13 protein-coding genes are annotated in these 18,287 nt (G+C 67.8%); 8 read left to right on the forward strand and 5 right to left on the reverse strand.

What is annotated here, in order from left to right; translation table 11 throughout:
* Nucleotides 1-11: 11 nt before the first annotated feature.
* The 4 genes from dgcA (at nucleotide 12) to etfB (ending at nucleotide 6,278) form a co-directional block, all read left to right on the forward strand.
* A complete protein-coding gene (gene dgcA, locus QLQ85_RS18550; protein WP_282740343.1) occupies nucleotides 12-2,084 on the forward strand; it encodes a dimethylglycine demethylation protein DgcA in 2,073 nt (690 codons plus the stop codon).
* 171 nt (nucleotides 2,085-2,255) lie between these two features.
* On the forward strand, nucleotides 2,256-4,211 hold the full coding sequence (locus QLQ85_RS18555) for a (Fe-S)-binding protein (protein WP_282740344.1): 1,956 nt from the start codon (nucleotides 2,256-2,258) through the stop codon (nucleotides 4,209-4,211).
* Nucleotides 4,211-5,482, forward strand: a complete 1,272-nt coding sequence (gene etfA, locus QLQ85_RS18560; RefSeq protein WP_282740345.1) for an electron transfer flavoprotein subunit alpha — start codon at nucleotides 4,211-4,213, stop codon at nucleotides 5,480-5,482. Before QLQ85_RS18555 ends, etfA begins: the two co-directional genes overlap by 1 nt.
* Nucleotides 5,472-6,278, forward strand: coding sequence for an electron transfer flavoprotein subunit beta (etfB, locus tag QLQ85_RS18565; RefSeq protein WP_282740346.1), 807 nt, complete (start codon nucleotides 5,472-5,474; stop codon nucleotides 6,276-6,278). The genes etfA and etfB overlap by 11 nt, the downstream gene beginning before the upstream one ends.
* A gap of 78 nt (nucleotides 6,279-6,356) precedes the next feature.
* Here the strand turns inward: etfB and QLQ85_RS18570 are convergent, their stop codons facing one another.
* Together QLQ85_RS18570 and QLQ85_RS18575 are read right to left on the reverse strand one after the other, a co-directional pair.
* Nucleotides 6,357-6,884 (reverse strand): invasion associated locus B family protein, encoded by a 528-nt coding sequence (locus tag QLQ85_RS18570; RefSeq protein ID WP_282723375.1) that lies wholly within the window; start codon nucleotides 6,882-6,884, stop codon nucleotides 6,357-6,359.
* A 256-nt stretch (nucleotides 6,885-7,140) separates the two neighbouring features.
* Nucleotides 7,141-8,718, reverse strand: a complete 1,578-nt coding sequence (locus QLQ85_RS18575; protein ID WP_282740347.1) for a BCCT family transporter — start codon at nucleotides 8,716-8,718, stop codon at nucleotides 7,141-7,143.
* A gap of 261 nt (nucleotides 8,719-8,979) precedes the next feature.
* Here QLQ85_RS18575 and fdhA point away from each other — a divergent pair, with 261 nt between their 5' ends.
* The 4 genes from fdhA to QLQ85_RS18595 all read left to right on the forward strand — a co-directional run bounded on the left by fdhA (nucleotide 8,980) and on the right by QLQ85_RS18595 (nucleotide 15,219).
* On the forward strand, nucleotides 8,980-10,173 hold the full coding sequence (fdhA, locus tag QLQ85_RS18580; protein ID WP_282740348.1) for a formaldehyde dehydrogenase, glutathione-independent: 1,194 nt from the start codon (nucleotides 8,980-8,982) through the stop codon (nucleotides 10,171-10,173).
* Nucleotides 10,174-10,340: 167 nt separating this feature from the next.
* Nucleotides 10,341-12,059 (forward strand): NADH-ubiquinone oxidoreductase-F iron-sulfur binding region domain-containing protein, encoded by a 1,719-nt coding sequence (locus tag QLQ85_RS18585; RefSeq protein WP_282740349.1) that lies wholly within the window; start codon nucleotides 10,341-10,343, stop codon nucleotides 12,057-12,059.
* Between the two features lie 11 nt (nucleotides 12,060-12,070).
* Nucleotides 12,071-14,923, forward strand: a complete 2,853-nt coding sequence (gene fdhF / locus QLQ85_RS18590) for a formate dehydrogenase subunit alpha (protein WP_282740350.1) — start codon at nucleotides 12,071-12,073, stop codon at nucleotides 14,921-14,923.
* Nucleotides 14,924-14,979: 56 nt separating this feature from the next.
* On the forward strand, nucleotides 14,980-15,219 hold the full coding sequence (locus QLQ85_RS18595; RefSeq protein ID WP_282740351.1) for a hypothetical protein: 240 nt from the start codon (nucleotides 14,980-14,982) through the stop codon (nucleotides 15,217-15,219).
* A gap of 138 nt (nucleotides 15,220-15,357) precedes the next feature.
* On the opposite strand, the gene QLQ85_RS18600 is transcribed toward QLQ85_RS18595, so the two are convergent.
* From QLQ85_RS18600 to QLQ85_RS18610, 3 genes are read right to left on the reverse strand one after another with little or no spacing between them, the layout of a single operon-like run.
* Nucleotides 15,358-16,662, reverse strand: coding sequence for a TRAP transporter large permease (locus tag QLQ85_RS18600; RefSeq protein ID WP_282740352.1), 1,305 nt, complete (start codon nucleotides 16,660-16,662; stop codon nucleotides 15,358-15,360).
* Nucleotides 16,662-17,183: a TRAP transporter small permease gene (locus tag QLQ85_RS18605; protein WP_282740353.1), complete on the reverse strand. Its 522-nt coding sequence runs from the start codon at nucleotides 17,181-17,183 to the stop codon at nucleotides 16,662-16,664. Before QLQ85_RS18605 ends, QLQ85_RS18600 begins: the two co-directional genes overlap by 1 nt.
* Nucleotides 17,180-18,094, reverse strand: coding sequence for a TRAP transporter substrate-binding protein (locus tag QLQ85_RS18610; protein ID WP_282740354.1), 915 nt, complete (start codon nucleotides 18,092-18,094; stop codon nucleotides 17,180-17,182). The genes QLQ85_RS18605 and QLQ85_RS18610 overlap by 4 nt, the downstream gene beginning before the upstream one ends.
* Nucleotides 18,095-18,287 lie beyond the last annotated feature (193 nt).

The following is an 18,287-nucleotide window of genomic DNA, read 5'->3' on the forward strand; positions in this document are numbered from 1 at the left end:
GAGAGAGAACCATGGCATTCGACGCGATCTTCCAGCCGATCGAGATCGGCAAGCTCACCATCCGTAACCGGGTCGTCAGCACCGCCCACGCCGAGGTGCATGCCACCGACGGCGGCATGACCACCGACCGCTACGTCAAGTACTACGAGGAGAAGGCCAAGGGGGGCTGCGGCCTGTGCATCTGCGGCGGCTCCTCGGTGGTCTCCATCGACAGCCCCCAGGGCTGGTGGAGCTCGGTGAACCTCTCCACCGACCGGATCATCCCGCACTTCCAGAACCTCGCCGATGCCGTGCACAAGCACGGCGGCAAGATCATGATCCAGATCACCCATATGGGGCGCCGCTCGCGTTGGGACGGCTACGACTGGTCGACCCTGCTGTCGCCCTCCGGCATCCGCGAGCCGGTGCACCGCTCCACCTGCAAGACCATCGAGGAGGAGGAGATCTGGCGCATCATCGGCGACTTCGCCCAGGCCGCACGCCGGGCCAAGGAAGGCGGCCTCGACGGCGTCGAGCTCTCCGCCGTGCACCAGCACCTGATCGACCAGTTCTGGAGCCCGCGGGTCAACAAGCGCGAGGACCAGTGGGGCGGCAGCTTCGAAAACCGCATGCGCTTCGGCATGGAAGTGCTCAAGGCGGTGCGCGCCGAGGTCGGCGACGACTTCGTGGTGGGCATGCGCATCTGCGGTGACGAGTTCCACCCGGACGGCCTCTCCCACGAGGACATGAAGCAGATCGCCGCCTACTACGATGCCACCGGCCAGGTGGACTTCTTCGGCGTGGTCGGCTCCGGCTGCGACACCCACAACACCCTGGCCAACGTCATTCCCAACATGTCCTACCCGCCGGAGCCCTTCCTGCACCTGGCGGCGGGCATCAAGGAAGTGGTCAGCGTGCCGGTGATCCACGCCCAGAACATCAAGGACCCTAACCAGGCCCAGCGCATCCTGGAAGGCGGCTATGTGGACCTGGTGGGCATGACCCGGGCGCATATCGCCGACCCGCACCTGATCGCCAAGATCAAGATGGGCCAGATCGACCAGATCAAGCAGTGCGTGGGCGCCAACTACTGCATCGACCGCCAGTACCAGGGCCTCGACGTGCTGTGCATCCAGAACGCCGCCACCTCCCGCGAGTACATGGGCCTGCCGCATATCATCGAGAAGAGCGAAGGGCCCAAGCGCAAGGTCGTGGTGGTGGGCGGTGGCCCCGGCGGCATGGAGGCGGCCCGCGTCGCCGCCGAGCGCGGCCACGAGGTGACCCTGTTCGAGGCCGCCGAGGCCCTCGGCGGGCAGATCACCATCGCCGCCCAGGCCCCGCAGCGCGACCAGATCGCCGGCATCACCCGCTGGTATCAGCTGGAGCTGGCGCGCTTGAACGTGGACCTGCGCCTGGGCACCCGTGCCGACGAGGCGACCCTGCTCGACCTGCGCCCGGATATCGTGGTGCTGGCCACCGGCGGTCATCCCTTCCTGGAGCAGGATCCGCAGTGGGGCTACTCCGAGAATCCCGAGGAGAGCCTGGTGGTCAGCACCTGGGACGTGCTCAACGGCAAGGTGGCCCCGGGCAAGAACGTGCTGATCTACGACACCATCTGCGAGTTCTCCGGGCTCTCGGCAGCGGACTACCTGGCCGACAAGGGCGCCAAGGTCGAGATCGTCACCGACGATATCAAGCCGGGTGCCGCGGTGGGGGGGACCACCTTCCCGACCTACTACCGCAGCCTCTACGAGAAGGAGGTGATCATGTCCTCCGACCTGCTGCTGCACAAGGTCTACCGGGAGGGCGACGGCCTGGTGGCGGTGCTCGAGAACGAATACACCGGCGCCCTGGAGGAGCGCGTGGTCGACCAGGTGGTGGTGGAGAACGGCGTGCGTCCCGACGAGGCCCTCTACTACGCCCTCAAGGAGCAGTCCCGCAACAAGGGGCAGGTGGATCTGGAGGCGCTCTACGCCATCCAGCCCCAGCCCTGCCTGAGCGAGGCGGGGGACGGCTTCCTGCTGTTCCGCCTGGGCGACTGCACGGCGCCGCGTAACACCCACGCGGCCATCTACGACGCCCTGCGGATCTGCAAGGACTTTTAACTCGAGCGCGAAGCCGGAGATGCGGGCGCCGGGGGCAGGCCGTAGCGAGGGTCATTTGCCATGGATGGCAAATGTAGCGCCCAGGGACGGGTTCACAGCGCCCTCGCAGAGGTCTGTCGCCGGAGCAGCCCCGTCGCTCAAGCTAGTTGTTCCAGACATGAGGTGAGTACCATGCTCGAGACGCTCTTGCCGATCCTGATCTTCGCCGCCCTGGGCCTGGCGGTGATCGGCGCCTGGCGGCGTGTCCGCCTGTGGCGCCAGGGGCGGCCCTCTGCCGTGCCGCTGCTCAAGGGGCTGGCGGCCATGCCGCGCCGCTACCTGGTGGACCTGCACCATGTGGTGGGGCGCGACAAGGTGATGTCCAATACCCACGTGGCCACCGCCGGTGGCTTCGTGGCCGCCGCCGTGCTGATGATCCTGGTGCATGGCCTGGGCCTGGCCCAGGGCGTGCTGGGCTGGCTGCTGCTGGCGGCCAGCGCCACCATGTTCGTGGGCAGCCTGTTCGTGGCCCGGCGCCGCCGCAACCCGCCCGCGCGGCTCTCCAAGGGCCCCTGGATGCGCCTGCCCAAGAGCCTGATGGCCTTCTCCCTGAGCGTCTTTGCCATCACCCTGCCGGCGGTGGGCCTGCTGCCTGCCGACTTCGGCCACTGGCTGCTGGCGCTGCTGCTGGCCGCCGTGGTGGTCTGGGGGCTGGGCGAGATGGTCTTCGGCATGACCTGGGGCGGGCCCATGAAGCACGCCTTCGCCGGCGCCCTGCACCTGGCCTTCCACCGTCGCGCCGAGCGCTTCGGTGAGGGCAACCGCTCCACCGGCCTCAAGGCGCTGGACCTGGACGACGAGGCGGCGCCCCTGGGCGTCGAGACGCCCAGCGACTTCACCTGGAACCAGTTGCTGGGCTTCGATGCCTGCGTGCAGTGCGGTCGCTGTGAGGCGGTGTGCCCGGCCTTCGCCGCCGGCCAGCCGCTCAACCCCAAGAAGCTGATCCAGGACATGGTGGTGGGCCTGGCCGGCGGCAGCGATGCCGCCTATGCCGGCTCCCCTTATCCCGGCAAGCCGGTGGGCGAGCATTTTGGTTCTCCCCATGGGCCCATCGTGGCCCGGGAGGGCAAGGCCCTGGTGGATGCCGAGACCCTGTGGTCCTGCACCACCTGCCGCGCCTGCGTGGAGGAGTGCCCGATGATGATCGAGCACGTCGATGCCATCGTCGATATGCGCCGCCACCTGACCCTGGAGCACGGCAATACGCCCAACAAGGGCGCCGAGGTGCTCGACAACCTGATCGCCACCGACAACCCCGGCGGCTTCGATCCGGGCTCGCGGCTGCACTGGGCGGCGGACCTCAACCTGCCGCTGATGGCCGACGTCAAGCAGGCCGAGGTGCTGCTGTGGCTGGGCGACGGGGCCTTCGATATGCGTAACCAGCGCACCCTGCGCGCCCTGGTCAAGGTGCTGCGCGCCGCCGAGGTGGAGTTCGCGGTGCTGGGCAACGAGGAGCGCGACAGCGGCGACGTGGCGCGGCGCCTGGGCGACGAGGCGACCTTCCAGTCCCTGGCCAAGCGCAATATCGCCACCCTGGCCCAGTACCGCTTCCAGCGCATCGTCACCTGTGACCCCCACAGCTTCCATGTGCTGGGCAACGAGTACGGCGAGCTGGGCGGCAACTATGAGGTGCGTCACCACAGCACCTTTATCGCCGAACTGTATGACGCCGGCCGGCTGGCCTTCGCGCCCTGGAAGGGCGGCAATGTCACCTATCACGACCCCTGCTATCTCGGCCGCTACAACGGCGAGTACGAGGCGCCGCGCAACGTGCTCAAGGCGCTTGGCATCGAGGTCAAGGAGATGGAACGCTCCGGCTTCCGCTCGCGTTGCTGCGGCGGTGGCGGCGGGGCGCCGATCACCGATATTCCCGGCGAGCGGCGGATTCCCGATATGCGCATGAACGACGTCAAGGAGACCGGCGCCGAGCTGGTGGCGGTGGGCTGTCCCCAGTGCACCGCCATGCTGGAGGGCGTGGTGGATGCCACCGCCGAGGTGCGCGATATCGCCGAGCTGGTGGCCGATGCCCTGGTGGCGCGTCCCGCCGCAGGCGCGACCCACCGGCCCCAGGCCGAGGAGGTGATCTGATGAGCGAGATTCGTCGCCGCGATCCACGTCGCGAGTGGATCGCCCGTAATCGCCTGCATCCCGAGCACCTCAGCGTGCTCGCCGAGCAGGGGGGCGGGGCCGCCAGCGAGTGGCTGGGGCCCAACGGGGTGATTCGCAAGAACCCCCATGCCATCGGCTTTATCGGCCCCAATGGCGTCAAGCGTATCGACCGCAGCGGCGCCCAGCAGGGTGGCCAGGCCGCGGGCGCTGCCCGCCAGGCGGCCCAGGATAGCCGTCGCAACGTCACCATCGAGGATCCCGCCTTCCTGGTGGCGGTGGTGCCGGAGCTCTCCGGCGGGCGTCTATCCGGCCACGACAAGGACCTGCTGGGCCTGGCCCGGCGCCTGGCGGATGCCGACCCCGAGCGCCCCGGTGCCGTGCTGGCCGTGGTGTTCGGCGAGCACAAGGAGGAGGGCTTCGGCGAGGCGGGCATCGATCGCCTGCTGCACCTCACCGACGACGCCTATGCCGGCTTCGCCCCCGAGGCGCGCCTGGCGGCGCTCGCCGCCGTGGAGCGGGAGCTGGCGCCGCATCACTGGCTGCTGCCCGACTCGCCCCTGGGCGGGGCCGACCTGGGGCGGCGCCTGGCGCTGCGCCTGGGCGAGCGCCCCGCCACCGGCGTCTGGCAGATCGAGGCCGATGGCGAGGCGCCGCTGGGTTGGCGCTGTACCGCCCGCGGCGCGGCGGAGAGCCTGGATATCCAGCGCCCCTTGCCGCGGGTCGCCCTGGCCCTGGCCGAGTGCTCCGAGCCGGTGGACGAGACCCGTCATGCCGCCGAGCCTCTGAACCTGGCGGAGGCGATTCCCAGCGCCTTCTCGCGGATCGAGGACCTGGGCCAGGTGGCGGTGGATCCCGCCGGGGTGGCGCTCGCCGAGGCGGAGTTCATCCTCTCCGCCGGCAACGGCGTCAAGGATTGGGACGGCTTCCATCATGCCGCCAGGGTGCTGGGGGCCACCGAGGGTGCCTCCCGCGTGGCTGTCGATGACGGCTTTATGGCACGAGACCGTCAGGTGGGGGCCACCGGCACCTGGGTCACCGCCCGGGTCTACCTGGCGGTGGGCATTTCGGGGGCCATCCAGCACCTGCAGGGCATCCAGAGCTGCGACAAGGTGGTGGCCATCAACCTCGACCCCGGATGCGACATGATCAAGCGCGCCGACCTGGCGGTGATCGGCGACAGCGGCGAGATCCTCGCCGCCCTGGTGGCCAAGGTGGAACAGCAGCGAGGAGGGCAGCGCGATGCGGCCTGAACAGCAGGGAGTCGAGGTGGCGGTACTGGTCTCGGTGGGTCGCCACCCCATCACCGGGCGCGCCCGCCGCGCCGATCAGGATGCCCGGGGCCTGGAGCTGGCCCTGGGCCTGGGGCGCCAGTTGCCCGGCAGCCGGGTCAGCCTGTTGCATGCCGGCCCGCGCGGCGAGGAGAGCGAAGCGGCGCTGCGCGGCTACCTGGGCATGGGGCTGGAGAGCCTGACGCTGCTGGAGCAGGCCGAGGGCAGCGATGCCATCCCGGCTCTGGTCGAGCACCTGGCCGCGGCGCCGCCGCAGCTGGTGATCACCGGCGCCCGGGCGGAGCGCGGCGAAGGCTCGGGACTCTTGCCCTATGCCCTGGCCGAGCGCCTGGGCTGGCCGCTGGTCAATGGCCTGGCCGCGGTGGAAAAGGTCGAGAACGGCGTGGCGACCCTGTTGCAGGCCCTGCCCCGGGGCCAGCGGCGGCGCCTCAAGGTACGCCTGCCGGCCATCGTCAGCGTGGATGGGGCGGCCCCGGTGGCGCGCCAGAGCGCCTTCGGCCCGGCCCGCCGGGCCGAGCTCGAGGCGACCTCGGTCCCCGCCGAGCCCGATCGGGAGCTGGCCGAGTGGCGGCTGGCGCCGGCCCGCAAGCGCCCCAAGCGCCTGAAGATCGTCAAGGCCGCCTCGGCCCGGGATCGCTTCAAGGCCGCCGCCGCCAAGGCGGAGGGTGGCAGCGGCCAGGTGCTGGAGGGCGTCTCGGCGGAGCAGGGCGCCGAGGCCATCCTCAAGCTGCTCGGGGAGGAGGGCGTGTTGCGCTAGTCACGACTCGGCATGCCAAGCGACGACAGCCCCGGCCAGCGTGCCGGGGCTGTCGTGTGTGCAGGGCATGCTCCAGCGTCAGCGGGCGATACGGCCCTGGGCGTCGGTGAAGCCCATCAGGGAGATGTCCAGATCCATGCGATCGCCACGGGGATCGATCAGGCTCAGCGTGGCCGTGCTGCCACTGCGCAATGCCTCGAGCAGGGCCGGCTCGACGGGAAGGTCGGCACGGCAGCCCTGCTGCAGGCAGGCCTGGTAGGGGAACTGGGCAGGCTCGACGCCGTCCACGCTCAATTGCAGGCCCGAGGCGAGATGCACGCCCAGCGGCAGCAGGAAGGTCATCGCCGGGCCGTCGAGCTGCGGCGGATACGTCACGACCACCTGCATCAGGGGCTGGTCGCCCTCCGGGTGGTTGACCACCTGGTACATCGTGCAGTTGCCGCCGCCCTCGCTGGGGCAGACCACCTCCCAGTCACGGAACTGCTCGGTGGTGACATCGGCGTCGGCGGCCCCCGGCGGGGCTTGCTGGGCGAAGGCATGGGGCGCCAGGGCCAGCAGCGACAACAGGCCGGCCAGGCACAGGAATCGGGTGGAACGGTTCGACATCGGTGGTACCTCCTCGGCCTCGATGGCCATGAACTCTCGATCGGGTCGTCTCTCCGTGGCGTCTTCGACAGGCGTATGGGTGTCCGACGAGTGGCCAGAAGGGAGAGCACTACGATGCCCGCTCGCCTCCTCGAGGTCGAGTCCCAGAGAGCGTCACGCTGGGGGGGCCGTCGAGTGAGGCCCGACACGCAGCGGCCCCGGCAATGCCGGGGCCGCTGCGTGTCGGGCTGAGGCTTCTGTGCCAGGACGAGCGAAATCAGTCGCTCACCCTGGTCATCACCAGGCCACGCTGCTCCTCCATCAGGCCCTTGACCAGGCTGTAGGCCATCACCAGCAGGATCAGGGTGAAGGGCAGGCCGGTGGCCACCGCACCGGCCTGCAGGGCGCCCAGCGCGGTGTCACCGCCGCCGTAGAGCAGGATGCCGGCGATCACTCCCTCCAGGGTGGCCCAGAAGACACGCTGGCTGCGGGGCGCATCGGTCTTGCCGCCGGCGGTGATGTTGTCGATCACCAGCGAGCCGGAGTCCGAGGAGGTGATGAAGAAGATCAGCACCAACAGGATCGCCAGGCTGGAGGTCAAGGTGGTCAGCGGCAGGTGCTCGAGCATCTGGAACATCGCCAGGGAGACGTCGCTGATGCCGTTGGCCAGCTCGCCGACGCCGGCGGCGGACTGAGCCAGGGCGGTGCCGCCGAAGGCGCTCATCCAGACGATGGTGACCAGGGTCGGTACCACCAGCACGGCGGTCAGGAACTCGCGCACCGTGCGCCCACGCGAGACCCGGGCGATGAACATGCCGACGAAGGGCGACCAGGAGATCCACCAGGCCCAGTAGAACACCGTCCAGCCGTGGTACCAGGTGGTGTCGTCGCGACCGATCCAGTTGGAGAGCGGCACGATATGGCTGACATAGGCCAGGGTGGTGTTCCACAGTCCGTTGAGGAACAGCAGGGTGGAGCCGGTGATGACCACGAAGAGCAGCAGCGCGAGGGCGATCACCATGTTGATGTTGGAGAACAGCTTCACCCCGCCGTCGATGCCCCGCCACACCGAGAACAGCGCGACCACGGTGACGCCGACGATGATGGCGAGCTGGGTGCCGATGGTGTTGGGGACATCGAACAGGTAGTTGAGGCCGCCCGCCGCCTGGGAGGCGCCGAAGCCCAGCGAGGTGGCCAGGCCGAAGATGGTCGCCAGCACCGCGACGATGTCGATGACATGGCCGAACCAGCCACGCACCCGCTCGCCGAGGATCGGTGTGAAGGCCGAACGCAGGGTCAGCGGCAGGCCGCGGTTGTAGGCGAAGAAGGCCAGCGACAGGCCGACCACGCCGTAGATCGCCCAGGGGTGCAGGCCCCAGTGGAACATGGTGGCGCCCATGGCCGCACTGGCCCCGGCCGGGGTGTGTGCCTCGGCATTGAGCGGGGTGCCGTACCAGTCGGTGTAGTAGGCCACCGGTTCGGCCACGCTCCAGAACATCAGGCCGATGCCCATGCCCGCCGCGAACAGCATGGCGAACCAGGAGGTGGTCGAGTACTCCGGCCGGGCCCCGTCGCCGCCGAGGCGAATCCGGCCCACCGGCATCACGATCAGCACGATGCACAACAGCACGAAGAGGTTGCCGGCGATCATGAACAGCCAGTCGAAGTGCTCGATGGACCAGCCCCGGGCGCTGGTCAGCTGGGTGTTGGCGGCATCGGGATAGACCAGCGCGTAGACAATGAAGGCCAGGATGGCCAGCGCCGAGAGGGGAAAGACGGGGTGGTGGAAATCCAGCCCCAGGATCTGAGTATTGTCCTGTCCGGGGGACAGGATCGGGTCATCATCGCTCGTCATAGGGGGTCCTCGAGTGTTGTTGTTGGCCCCGGGGATGCTCCGGCATGCCCGGGCCTGCGCATTGTTGGGCCTGCCGGGAAAGGGGTGTGTCGTGAAAACGACCTCCGGCTATCCACCCGCACACGCGATTAATCATGCTGAAGGGGATGTCGTGTTTGAGCATAGCGATGACTCATCGGGGAACATTCCGGTGAGTAGTGCCGGTAAACTCTCTGAGTGGCGTTTGCGCCGCCCCCGACAACAAGACAGAGGAAGCCAGCCATGAGTGCAGCCAACCGCGGAGTCGTCTACAAGGGTCCTGGTGAGGTCGCCGTCGAATCCATCGCCTATCCGGAACTTGCCCTCGGCAATCGCAAATGCGACCACGGCGTGATCCTGAAAGTCGTCACCACCAACATCTGTGGCAGCGACCAGCATATGGTGCGCGGCCGCACCACCGCGCCCTCCGGTCTGGTGCTGGGCCACGAGATCACCGGCCTGGTGGTCGAGTGCGGCCGCGACGTCGAGTTCATCAAGCCCGGCGACCTGGTCTCTGTGCCGTTCAACATCGCCTGCGGCCGCTGCCGCAACTGCAAGGAGGGCCGCACCGGCATCTGCCTGAACGTCAACCCGGCGCGGCCCGGCGCGGCCTACGGCTACGTCGACATGGGCGGCTGGGTCGGTGGCCAGACCGAATACGTCATGGTGCCCTACGCGGACTTCAATCTGCTGAAGTTCCCGGACGCCGACCAGGCCATGGAGAAGATCCGCGACCTGACCCTGCTCTCGGACATCTTCCCCACCGGCTTCCACGGCTGTGTCACTGCCGGGGTCGGGCCGGGCAGCACCGTCTATATCGCCGGCGCCGGCCCCGTGGGCCTGGCCGCGGCGGTCTCCGCCCAGTTGCTCGGGGCAGCCTGCGTCATCGTCGGTGACATGATCGAAGACCGTCTGGCCCAGGCGAGGAGCTTCGGTTGCGAAACCCTCGACCTGACCCAGGATGGCGACATGGCCGACAAGCTCGAGGTCATCCTCGGCGAGCGTGAAGTCGACTGCTTCGTCGACTGCGTCGGCTTCGAAGCCCATGCCTGTGGCTGCAACCACGGCAAGGAAGCACCGGCCACCGTACTGAACTCGGCGATGCAGCTGACCCGTGCCGGTGGCCAGATCGGTATCCCGGGCCTCTACGTGACCGAAGATCCGGGCGCTGTCGACGACGCCGCCAAGCATGGCGCGCTGAGCATGCAATTCGGCCTCGGCTGGGCCAAGTCTCACTCCTTCCATACCGGCCAGTGCCCGGTGATGCACTACCATCGCCCGCTGATGCAGGCGATCCTGTTCGGCAAGGTCAAGATCGCCGATGCGGTCAACGTCCAGATGATCACCCTGGATGAAGCCCCGCAGGGCTACGCCGACTTCGACGGCGGCGCGGCCAAGAAATTCGTTATCGACCCCCACGGCAGCGTCGCCGCCTAAGCTGTCCGACCGCCTGTGAGCGGCCCCGGCAGGATGCCGGGGCCATTCCCGAAACGACCTCTGCATGTCCGGGGGCTGCCTTCCGGGTCGGCCGGGCATTGCCCCTGCCCGAAGCCGGTGCGAACATGCAAGACAGGCAAGCGCCAACCGAGAACAACGAGCCCCTCATGACCGTCGAGACCGTCACCCCCAAGCGCCGTTTCCGCGGCAAGCCCCGTGGCCGTGATCTGCCCCCCGTCGCCCTGGCGTCGCTGCGTCAGCTGCTCGGCGACGAACGCAAGGATGCCGGCCTGCGCCGTCGCGACCTGCTGATCGAACACCTGCACGCCATCCAGGATGCCCATGGTCACCTGTCGCTGGTGAACCTGCGGGCGCTGTCCGCCTACATGAACCTGCCGATGGCCGCGGTCTACGAGACCGCCACCTTCTATGCCCACTTCGACGTGGTCCACGACGACCAGACGCCACCGCCGGAGACGACGATCCGCGTCTGCGACTCGCTCTCCTGCCAGCTGGCCGGTGCCGCCACCCTCGAGGCCGAGCTCAAGGCGGGCGTCGACCCGGCCCGGGTGCGGGTGGTGCGCGCCCCCTGCATGGGCCGTTGCGAGACGGCGCCGGTGGTCGAGGTGGGGCACCACCACGTGCTGTTCGCCACTCGCGAGGGCGTCGAGTCGGTGGTCGATACCGGTCACTTCCACCCCGAGGCGATCCTCTGGCAGCGCCTCGGCGACTATCGCGAGGCGGGGGGCTACCGGCTGCTCGCCGACTGCCGCGCCGGCCGGGTGACGGTGGAGGCGCTGATGCAGGCGCTGGAGACCGCCAATCTGCGCGGCCTGGGCGGCGCCGGCTTCCCCACCTTCAAGAAGTGGCACTTCGTACGCCAGGAGCCGGGCCCGCGTTATTGCGCGATCAACGCCGACGAGGGCGAGCCCGGCACCTTCAAGGATCGCTACTACCTGGAGCGCTCGCCGCACCGCTTCCTCGAGGGGGCGCTGGTCAGCGCCTGGGCGGTGGAGGCCGAGGCGCTCTACATCTACCTGCGCGACGAGTACCCCGGGCTGCACCGGGTGCTTCACGAGGCGATCGACGAGCTCGAGGCCGCCGGCCTGGTGCCGCCGGGCTACATCGTGCTGCGCCGCGGCGCCGGTGCCTACATCTGCGGCGAGGAGTCGGCGATGATCGAGTCGCTGGAGGGCAAGCCCGGCAAGCCGCGCCACCGCCCGCCCTTCGTCGCCCAGAGGGGGCTCTTCGACCGCCCGACCCTGGTCAACAACGTCGAGACCGTCTACTGGATCCCGCTGATCTGGGAAAAAGGCGCCGACTGGTTTGCCGGCCACGGCCGTCATGGCCGCAAGGGGCTCAGGAGTTTCTCGGTCTCCGGCCGGGTCAGGCGTCCGGGCGTGCACCTGGCGCCCGCCGGCATCACCCTCAACGAGCTGATCGAGGAGTACTGCGGTGGCATGGCCGCGGGGCATCGACTCGCCGGCTACCTGCCCGGCGGCGCTTCCGGGGGGATACTCCCGGCGAGCAAGGCCGATATCCCGCTGGACTTCGACACCCTGCAGGAGGCGGGCTGCTTCATCGGCTCGGCGGCCGTCATCGTGATCTCCGACCGGGACGACCTCAGGGCGGTGGCCACCAACCTGCTGGCCTTCTTCGCCGACGAATCCTGCGGCCAGTGCACGCCGTGCCGGGTCGGTACCGAGAAGATGCTCACCCTGCTCGAGCGCGACGAGTGGCGGGTCGAGGAGCTCGAGCGCTTGTCGCAGGTGATGATGGATGCCTCCATCTGCGGCCTGGGCCAGGCGGCGCCCAATCCGGTGCTGGGGCTGCTGCGGGACTTCCGCGGTGAACTCGCCGGCCAGAACGTGATCGTGAAAGGGTAGGGAGACTGACGATGGCACAAGAGACCTTTACCCTGACCCTGGATGGCGCCGAGGTGAGCGCTCACCCCGGCGAGACCCTGTGGCAGGTGGCCAAGCGCGCCGGCGAGACCATTCCCCACCTCTGCTTCAAGGATGCTCCCGGCTATCGCAGCGACGGCAACTGTCGCGCCTGCATGGTGGAGATCGAGGGCGAACGCGTGCTGGCAGCGAGCTGCCTGCGCGAGGCGACCCCCGGCATGGTGGTCAGGAGCGCCACCTCCGAGCGGGCGCGGGTGTCCCGCGAAGGCGTGATGGAGCTGCTGATCGCCGACCAGCCCGAGCGCGACGACAGCCCCGACCGCTCGAGCCACTTCTGGGCCATGGCCGATCAACTGGCCATCGACGCCACCGCGGTGCGCGAGCGGCTGCCGGCGCGGGCCGAGCGAGAGGCGCCCACGGTGCATCATGTTGCCGAGCGGGCGGCCTCACTCCCCCATGCCCACGGCCATGACACCAGCCATTCGGCGATGAACGTCAATCTCGATGCCTGCATCGAGTGCAACCTCTGCGTTCGCGCCTGCCGCGAGGTGCAGGGCAACGACGTCATCGGCCTGGCCCATCGCGGGGCGGCCTCGAAGATCGTCTTCGACTTCGACGATGCCATGGGCGATAGCACCTGCGTGGCCTGCGGCGAGTGCGTCCAGGCCTGTCCCACCGGGGCGCTGATGCCGGCGACCCTGATCGACGCCGCGGGTCGCGGCGACTCCAAGGCGGCCGATCGCACCGTCGACTCGGTCTGTCCCTACTGCGGGGTGGGCTGCCAGCTCACCTACCACATCAAGGACGAGAGGATCCTGTTCGTCGAGGGGCGTGACGGGCCGTCGAACCAGAACCGGCTGTGCGTCAAGGGGCGCTTCGGCTACGACTACCCCAGCCACCCCTCGCGGCTCACTAGGCCGTTGATCCGCAGGCCGGGGGTGCCCAAGGGGCTCGACCCCGACTTCGACCCGCTCGCGCCGCTGACCCATTTCCGCGAGGCGAGCTGGGAAGAGGCGCTGGATGTCGCCGCCAAGGGGCTCGTCGACCTCAAGGCGGCCCATGGGCCCGATGCCCTGGCCGGCTTCGGCAGCGCCAAGTGCTCCAACGAGGAGGCCTGGCTGTTCCAGAAGCTGGTGCGCACCGGCTTCGGCTCCAACCATGTCGACCACTGCACCCGGCTGTGTCACGCCAGCTCGGTGGCGGCGCTGATGGAATGCATCGGCTCGGGGGCGGTGACGGCCTCCTTCATGCAGGCACTGCAGTCCGACGTGGTGATCCTCACCGGCTGCAACCCGGCGATCAACCATCCGGTGGCGGCCACCTACTTCAAGCAGGCGGCGCGCAATGGCACCAAGCTGATCATCCTCGATCCCCGCGGCCAGGCGCTGGACGCCTATGCCCACCGCAGCGTGCGCTTCACCCCCGGCGGCGACGTCTCGCTCTACAATGCCATGCTCAACGTGATCGTCAGCGAGGAGCTCTACGATCAGGACTACATCGACGCCCACACCGAGGGTTTCGAGGCGCTCAAGGCCCATGTGCGCGACCTGACCCCCGAGGCCATGTCGCCCGCCTGCGGCGTCGCGCCGGCGCTGATTCGCGAGATCGCCCGGCTCTACGCGACCGCCGACAAGGCGATGATCTTCTGGGGCATGGGCATCTCCCAGCACGTGCATGGCACCGACAACGCGCGCTGCCTGATCTCGCTTGCGCTGGCCTGCGGCCAGACCGGCCGCCCCGGCACCGGCCTGCACCCGCTGCGTGGCCAGAACAACGTCCAGGGGGCCTCGGACGCCGGCCTGATCCCCATGGTGCTGCCCGACTACCAGCCGGTGACCGACGCCCAGGTGCGTGCCGCCTTCGAGGAGCTGTGGAACACACCGCTCGACGAAACGCCGGGGCTCACCGTGGTGGAGATCATGGATGCCATCGCGGCGGGGACCATCAAGGGGATGTACATCCAGGGCGAGAATCCGGCGATGTCCGACCCGGACCTCGACCATGCCCGGGCGGCCCTGGCCAAGCTCGAGCACCTGGTGGTGCAGGACCTGTTCGTCACCGAGACCGCGCAGTTCGCCGACGTGATCCTGCCGGCCTCGGCGTGGCCGGAGAAGGATGGCAGCGTCACCAACACCAACCGCCAGGTGCAGCTGGGCCGTGCCGCCGTGCCGTTGCCCGGTGAGGCGAAGCCCGACTGGTGGATCATCCAGGAGATCGCCAACCGCTTCGGCCTGGGCTGGCACTACACCCATCCCCGCGAGGTGTTCGCCGAGATGAAACAGGGCATGCCGTCGCTCGACCACATCACCTGGGAGCGCCTGGAACGGGAGAGTTCGGTAACCTATCCCTGTCCGGCCGACGACGCGCCTGGCGCGGACGTGGTGTTCAGCGATGCCTTTCCCACCGGGAGCGGGCGGGCGAAGTTCGCCCCGACCCGGCCGCTGCCGCCGGACGAGCCCATCGATGGCGACTACCCCACGGTGCTCATCACCGGGCGCCAGCTGGAACACTGGCACACCGGCTCCATGACCCGCCGTTCCCGGGTGCTCGACGACCTCGAGCCCGAGGCGGTGGCGAGCCTGGCGCCGGCGGAGCTGGTGCGCCTGCGCATGGCGCCGGGCGAGCCGATGACCATCACCACCCGGCGCGGGGCCATCACCCTGAAGACGCGGGTCGATCCGCTGATGCCGGAGGGCCTGGTGTTCGTGCCCTTCTGCTACGTGGAGGCGGCGGCCAACATCCTGACCAACCCGGCGCTGGATCCCGACGGCAAGATCCCGGAGTTCAAGTACGCCGCTTGCCGCCTGAGCCGCGCGAAAGCACCGGTGCTGGTGGAAAGCGAATGAGGAGGCCGCGCCATGTCACGCAGACGGCCACGACTGAGCCGTAGGAGGGTAGCCCCATGATGATCGTCGACCTGATCGATGGCGATGATTTCCGTGATCGCCTGGTGGCGCTCGGCATCCGTATCCCCGAGGGGGCCAGTCCGGAAACCTGCGCCCGCATGGCGCTGCTCAAGCATGCCGAGGTAGGCGTGCCCGGGTTGCAGGAGCTGGTGCAGGAGCTCGGCGAGCAGACCGATATCATGCTGCCCTCGGTGCGGGCGGCGCTGGAGCGGTTCCTCCTGCCGGCCCTGCGATAGCGGAATCGAGCCTGAAACAAGCGCCCCCGGATCGAGAGAGCCGGGGGCAACGGCGGCGAGAACCCGGTGGCTGGAGTTTCCTGCTGCCGGGTTCATGCGTTTGGGAGACTCTTGGGTTGCCCGATGGAGTGGCTTGTCTTAGCCCGCAAGCTGCTGGGGTAGCCACAGCACGATACTCGGCCACAGGCTGATCATCGCGGCGGCCAGGCACATCAACAGGAAGAAGGGAAAGGCGGCCCAGGCGATACGGCCGATGCTTTCGCCGGTCATGCCCTGCAGCACGAAGAGGTTGAAGCCCACCGGTGGGGTGATCTGCCCCAGTTCCACCATGATCACCAGAAAAACGCCGAACCAGAGCGGATCGAAGCCGGCCAGGACCACAATGGGCAGGGTGATGGGCAGGCTCATGACGGTGATCGAGATGCCGTCGAGGAACAGCCCCAGTACGATATAGAACACCGCCAATGCCAACAGCAGGACCAGGGGTGTGAACTGCTGGGCGGCGATCCAGGCGGCCAGCTCCTTTGGCAGATGCAGGTAGCCCATGGCCGTGGACAGCAGCATGGCGGTCACCAGCAGGCTGCAGACCATGGTGGCGCTGATCAGGGTGCCCTTGAGAGCGTCGATCAGTAGCGCGACGCTGAGCTGGCGCTCCAGTGCGAGCAGCCCCAGGGTGGCGGCGACACCTACGGCGGCGGCTTCGGAGGGGGTGGCGATTCCCGAATAGATCGACCCCATGACGATGGTGATGAGCACGGCCACCGGGGCCAGCAGCGGTAGCGCTTGCCAAAGGCCGATACCGCCTGTTGCCTGGCGAGGCGCGAGCCGCGGCTGCGTCATGCTGCGCAGGATGATGAAGCCGCTATACAGCGCGGCGATCAGCAGGCCCGGCAGCACGCCGGCCATGAACAGCTTGCTGATCGAGACCTCGGCCTGCACGCCGTAGACGATCATCACGATGGAAGGCGGAATCAACAACCCCAGGCTGCCTGCCCCGGCCAGCGAGCCGATCGCCAGGTTGCGGTCGTAGCCACGGTCGGCCAGTTCCCGGGTGGTGATCTTGCCGATGGTGGCCGTGGTGGCGGCGCTGGAGCCACTGACCGCGGCGAATAGCGCGCAGCCGAAGACATTGGTGTGCAGGATGCCGCCGGGGAAGGGGCGGGTGAGAGGCGTCAGTCCCTTGAATAGCCGCTCGGAGACGTTGGAGCGGAAGATCAGCTCGCCCATCAGGATAAACAGCGGTATGGCAGACAGTTCCCAGCTGTTACCCGCACGGTACAGGATTCGAGAAAAGATCAGGCCGATCCGGTCGAGGTCGAAATCTCCCAGCCACCACAGCGAACTCATCGCCACGACCACCAAGGCGGCGAAGACCCAGGTGCCCATCGCCAGTACCGTCAATAGCAGCGCTGCGACACCAGCGGCAATCCATACCATGTCCATTACGGTTCCTCAGCAACTTGTATCGGGTAGGTCATGCGTGAGCGCTGGGTCAGCAGTTGCAGGCTGCGGACCACCAGTGTCAGGCACAGCAGCCACAGGCCAATCAGGACGGCGCCTTCGGGTAGCCATAGCGGGGTTGCGGCCAGGGTGTCGCTGGTAATGCCGCGCTGAAAGCTGCGCACCACGTTGAGACACCAGAAGTAAGACAACCAGCCGAAGGCTGCCAGGGTGCTGGCGGCGATCACCAACTCCAGCGGCCAGTGCCACCGGGACGGCAGCCGGTCGAGGACCAGGGCGACCCGGATCAGCCCGCCCCTTTCCAGGACATAAGGCAGGCCGAGGAAGGTCATGGCGGCGACCGCATAGCCGATGTACTCATCGAGGATGAAGGTGGAGTATCCGAACAGACGCAAGGCGATTTCGAGGATGATATGCACGAACATGTACAGGATCAGTGCGATGGCGATGCCTGCCGCGAGGCGATTCAAGCCTCGCGACAGCGTGGTCAGCCAGCCGATCACGGTGTGTTGCCGTTATGGAAGGAATCGAAGATGGTCTTGCCGCGCTCGCCGATGGCTTCCTGCCAGCCGCTGATGACCGGCGCGGCGGCGTCGGCCAGCGCTTGCTGGAAGTCGGCGGGAACCGGATCGTGAATCGTAATGCCGTGCTCCTCGAGCGTGGCATAGTTGGTCTGGGTACGCTCGCGAACGGCCTGCCAGTTGTGCTCATCGGTCCGCAGGGCAGCTTCGCGAATGGCGTCTTGTTGCGCCGGCGACAGGGCGTCGAAGGCATCGCGGTTCATGTGCACCATGTTGAGGGGAATGGCGTACTGGATGCCGCTGAAGTGATCCTGGTGTTCCCAGAAGCTGCCGTTGGCACCGGCTTCGGCCGATGTCAACACCGCCTCGATGCCGCCGGTGGCCAGTTGCGGCACTACATCGGCCCAGGACAGGCTCACCGGTGACGCCCCAGCATTGCGCAGGGTTTCGGTGCCGCTGCGGTCGAAGGTGCGGATTTTAAGCTGCTCGAGAGACTCGCTGGAGGTCACGGCCTCTTGTGACCAGATGCCACTGGCCGGCCAGGGAGAGGCATAGAGCAGGATCTGGTCATTGTCTTCGAAGACTGCGTCATAATGGGGGCGTGCGATTTCGTACAGCTGGTGGGCCTGATCGACGCTATCCACCAGGAACGGCAGCGAAGACAGCAGGAAAATGGGGTCAATGCCGCTCATGGTGCCGGAGAGGGTGTCGGCGATCTGAATGGCATTGTCGGCTACCGCATAGAAGTGGTCGCCCGACTTGAACCCCAGGGCGCCACCAGTGTGCAGCGTGATATCGACTTCGCCGTCGGTGAGCTCCCTGACTTGTTCGATAAAGTAGGCATCGCCCTGGGCATGGATGGAGTTGGCATTGTATTCGTTGGAGAAATCCATACGCGTGGCCGCCTGGGTTGGGGCTGCGATGCCGATACATAGTGCAAGGCCTAGCCCTGGACGGAAGAGTCTGTAACGCAGGTGATGAAACATGGAGGCGGGACGAAATAAGGGCATATAGGGTACTCCAGTTATTGTTAGTCAATGTAAATATCGTCCATTCCTCTCATGGGATTGTGTGTAGTTGCGACAA

It is taken from the genome of Halomonas kalidii (assembly GCF_030010475.1).
GTDB lineage: Bacteria > Pseudomonadota > Gammaproteobacteria > Pseudomonadales > Halomonadaceae > Halomonas > Halomonas heilongjiangensis.

Coding starts and splice junctions, on each gene's coding strand:
- dgcA (WP_282740343.1), top strand. CDS start 12: ATGGCATTCGACGCGATCTTCCAGCCGATCGAGATCGGCAAGCTCACC.
- QLQ85_RS18555 (WP_282740344.1), top strand. CDS start 2,256: ATGCTCGAGACGCTCTTGCCGATCCTGATCTTCGCCGCCCTGGGCCTG.
- etfA (WP_282740345.1), top strand. CDS start 4,211: ATGAGCGAGATTCGTCGCCGCGATCCACGTCGCGAGTGGATCGCCCGT.
- etfB (WP_282740346.1), top strand. CDS start 5,472: ATGCGGCCTGAACAGCAGGGAGTCGAGGTGGCGGTACTGGTCTCGGTG.
- QLQ85_RS18570 (WP_282723375.1), bottom strand. CDS start 6,884: ATGTCGAACCGTTCCACCCGATTCCTGTGCCTGGCCGGCCTGTTGTCG.
- QLQ85_RS18575 (WP_282740347.1), bottom strand. CDS start 8,718: ATGACGAGCGATGATGACCCGATCCTGTCCCCCGGACAGGACAATACT.
- fdhA (WP_282740348.1), top strand. CDS start 8,980: ATGAGTGCAGCCAACCGCGGAGTCGTCTACAAGGGTCCTGGTGAGGTC.
- QLQ85_RS18585 (WP_282740349.1), top strand. CDS start 10,341: ATGACCGTCGAGACCGTCACCCCCAAGCGCCGTTTCCGCGGCAAGCCC.
- fdhF (WP_282740350.1), top strand. CDS start 12,071: ATGGCACAAGAGACCTTTACCCTGACCCTGGATGGCGCCGAGGTGAGC.
- QLQ85_RS18595 (WP_282740351.1), top strand. CDS start 14,980: ATGATGATCGTCGACCTGATCGATGGCGATGATTTCCGTGATCGCCTG.
- QLQ85_RS18600 (WP_282740352.1), bottom strand. CDS start 16,662: ATGGACATGGTATGGATTGCCGCTGGTGTCGCAGCGCTGCTATTGACG.
- QLQ85_RS18610 (WP_282740354.1), bottom strand. CDS start 18,094: ATGGATTTCTCCAACGAATACAATGCCAACTCCATCCATGCCCAGGGC.